At 55.6% G+C, this 3,469-nt stretch carries 2 protein-coding genes and 1 pseudogene; all 3 read left to right on the top strand.

The window, feature by feature from the left end; genetic code table 11:
• Positions 1-141: pseudogene (locus CQ015_RS18485) on the top strand (IS3 family transposase); the annotation flags it as partial.
• 870 nt (positions 142-1,011) lie between these two features.
• Positions 1,012-2,673 carry an IS21 family transposase gene (gene istA / locus CQ015_RS18475; protein ID WP_105650838.1) on the top strand — a complete coding sequence of 554 codons (1,662 nt, stop codon included), beginning with the start codon at positions 1,012-1,014 and terminating at the stop codon, positions 2,671-2,673.
• The gene (locus tag CQ015_RS18470) at positions 2,666-3,436 is read left to right on the top strand and encodes an ATP-binding protein (RefSeq protein WP_105650837.1); all 771 of its coding nucleotides are present in this window, start codon (positions 2,666-2,668) and stop codon (positions 3,434-3,436) included. The genes istA and CQ015_RS18470 overlap by 8 nt, the downstream gene beginning before the upstream one ends.
• The last annotated feature ends 33 nt before the right edge of the window (positions 3,437-3,469 follow it).

The following is a 3,469-nucleotide window of genomic DNA, read 5'->3' as shown; positions in this document are numbered from 1 at the left end:
TTCAAAGTCACCACGGTGCATGACCAGCAAGCCAGGACCGCTCATATCAAGAATCACATGGTCGATAAGCTCGGCCGTCGTGATTTTCGTTCTTCCCGACCTGGCACCAAGTGCGCTGGTCAAGTTTCTGAGACAAGATCTTTGATTTTTTCCTATCAAACTCCGCCCGCGAGAGCCCAAGAATTCTGCTCCCGGTACCAGCCGTGCGATTACTCCAAACACAACTCCTGAGGTGTTTCCATGACACATGAGAATCGGACTCATCCCTTGCGACGCAACAGGCAGAGAGTTTCTAGGGAATTTCAGCAGGACGGAATGGACTAGCCGGTGATCAGAGAATCCCCATGGGACCCAACCGATGCAACGACCTTGGACGCGGCCAATGCCTGGTAGTACCTGATCAACCTGAATTGCATTCCGCGGTCCGAATAATGAATCAGCTTCGTCAAGTCCCCACCTTCCCGATATTTTCTGGCCAGATTGATCATCAACGCATCCCTGACCAGCGACTCCCGCATGTGGTCCGTCCCCTGTCAGCCAACAATTTCACATTTGATGACTTCCAAAATGAACATCACGCACACCCACCCCGTCCGGGTGGGCACATAGGTAATATCGGCGACCCAGCGCTTGGCTGAAGCCTCCGCGGTGAACTGGCGGTACACCAAATCCATAGGACATGATTCCGAGTCAGCGGTTTCTTCCGCTTGCGCCGTACACCGTCAATCCCCAGCTTCTTCATCAGTCTCTGAACGGTGCACCGAGCGATCGGTCTGAATTAGTCGATATGCACATTCTTCATTTCATGCCGCATCTTCCCGACGCCGAAGCAGGAATAAATCTCCTCATAGGCTTAGAGGCTCTCGGGCAGTCGCTGCTCGTCAGGCTGTATAGCAGACGTATTTGGTAGCACCTGTGCGGAGATCGGATAGCGCTTTGCTGGTTTCGACGGAAAGATGATCCTGACACCCATGACACCGACGTCGTGGCCGTCGAAAGGAATCATCCGACATGGCTGATTACCGCAAAATCATGCTCTTGCTGTTGCAGGGGCGTTCCTACCGGCAGGTGCAATCACGGCTGAACTGCTCGCCGAGAACGATCTCCAAAGCACGTCAAGTGATCGATGAGCAAGAGCTCACGACTGCTGAGCAGGTCAATGATCTGAGCGATGAAGTACTGGAACAGTGCTTCACTGATGGACGTAAGACTGTCTCCATCAATTTTATGCCGATTGATATCGAGGCAGTGATCAGAGCTCGGATCGGCAGGAAGAAGCCCCCGCTGAAGGTTCTTTGGGCCCGTTACCTGCGGACCGAAGTCGTCGGTACGCAACGGCATTACCAATACGAAAGGTTCTGCCAACTGGTCGCGGAGCAAGTCCAGACAAGGAACCTGACCAGTCCTATCGCCCACGAGCCGGGGCATACGATGCAGGTGGACTGGGCCGACACGAAAATGCTGCTGGTCGACCCGATCACTGGCCGCACCACGAAAGTTTCAGTGTTCGTGGCCACGCTGCCGTACTCGGGCTTGGTTTTCGCCTACGGATATCTGGACGAGAAGCTCGGCTCGTGGTGCGATGCGCACCGTAGGGCTTTTGAATATGCGCAAGGCGTTGCCCAAGTGATCATCCCAGACAACGCCTCGACACCCTCCAACGCGATCAGCCGTTATGAGAACGTGAGGGAGGTGAATCAATCCTACTCAGTATTCCTGGAACATTACCGAACTGCGGCCGTCCCGACCAACCCATACAAGCCGCAGCACAAGGGCAACGTGGAATCCGGGGTGCAGGTCGTGACGAACTGGATCATCCGCTACTTGAATGATCAGCGATTCGCGTCCCTGGATGACCTGAATGAAGCCGTGGCGACGCGGGTGGAATGGATCAATGAGCGTACCCCGTTCCGTGGTGAACCGCGGTCCCGGCAGCAATGGTTCGAACAGGATGAACGCCATGAACTGATGGACCTGCCGCAGACGCGGTGGCAGCAGATTGACTGGCGGAAAGCCAAAGTTTCTCGTGACTGGCATTTGATGGTCGATACCATCAAATACTCCGTTCCCAGCCAGTATGCCGGGCAGAGCGTCGACGTGAGGATCATCGGTGAGCAGGTTTCAGTGATGACTCAGGGGCTGACTATTGCCGAGCATACCCATGGGACCCGGCGTTATTCGTTCGTCACGAATCCTGAGCATGCCCCGGCTGGCTATGAGGACACCTCGCTGCTTTGGACGCGAGCATATTTTCTGCGGCAGGCCAGCAAGGTTGGCCCAAGCGCCGCTGAAGCAGTGACGCGGTTGTTGGATCAGAAGAAGATCGAGGCCCACGGTTTCCGTTCTTGCATGAACATCCTGGCTTTGGGGAAGGGAATGAACCGGAGCCTGCTGGAACGCGCTTGCCATGACTTATGCGGTGACCCACGCACCAGCATCAGCTACACCGCGGTGAAGCACCGCGTCACGGTGTTGCGTGCTGAAGCTGCGGGCAGGCCCACCGTCATGGCCCGGCCGGCGGCTTCGCCCAACAAGGACAGCAAAGGGCAACCAGCAGCGAGGGTGAGGGATACGGGCAAGGCGTATTTGGCTGGTGCCAGTGCGTTCAGACTCGCCGCAATGACCAGCGCACCAGAAGCATCCGCGACCAGGCAGGGAGAAAACCATGAATGAGCAGCATCTGACCGAGCAGGACATGGACCTATTCACTGCCTTGCGGATGACGGCTTTCGGTAAAGCAGCGATCAGCGTGGCCAATGATCCCGGATTCGACGAATGGACCTTCTCCCAGAAGATCAGGTACGCGTTGGAGCAGGAGAACGAGGCCCGTAACGAACGAAGAACGCAGAGGCTGCTCAAAGCCTCAGGAACCCCCAACCTTGGTGCCTGTGTTGAGGATATTCATTATTTGCCGGACCGGTCGTTGACCCGCGAAGTTGTGGGCCGGTTGGCTTCGTGCCAGTGGGTCCAGGACCCTACGAACGTGGTGATTCTTGGCCAGTCCAGTGTTGGGAAGACCTACTTGGCTCAGGCGTTGTTGAATGCTGGGTGCCGGCAAGGTTTCACAGCCCGGTACTTCAGGCTAGATGATCTGGCGAACCATCTGTCGGTGTTTCACCGGACTGATCCGGAGCGGCTGCGGTTTTTGCAGAAACTGCATGACTACGAGATTTCGTTGCTCGATGATTTTTTGACTACACCAATCAGCAGTCATATCGCTGGTGAACTACTCAATATTCTGTCAGCGAGGGAGCATCGTGGTTCAACGATTATCACCTCGCAATTCGATCCTGAGGATTGGTATAGGTCGTCGCATGATGCGGTGATTGCGGAGTCGATTCTGAACCGGCTGGTTTCCAAGAGCGTGATGATTCAGCTCGACGGGCCGAACATCAGGGCTCTGGACATCGGTAGAAAATTAATGAGTCGCCGCTAAGCCCTTCACCCGATACCGCAACACCCGATCCGT

This window comes from Arthrobacter sp. MYb221, from assembly GCF_002979835.1.
Classification (GTDB): Bacteria; Actinomycetota; Actinomycetes; order Actinomycetales; family Micrococcaceae; genus Glutamicibacter.
This window is presented reverse-complemented; position numbering and strand designations above follow the sequence as displayed.

Bases quoted from the DNA above. Each gene is read 5' to 3' on its own strand.
- istA (WP_105650838.1), top strand. From the start codon at position 1,012: ATGGCTGATTACCGCAAAATCATGCTCTTGCTGTTGCAGGGGCGTTCC.
- CQ015_RS18470 (WP_105650837.1), top strand. From the start codon at position 2,666: ATGAATGAGCAGCATCTGACCGAGCAGGACATGGACCTATTCACTGCC.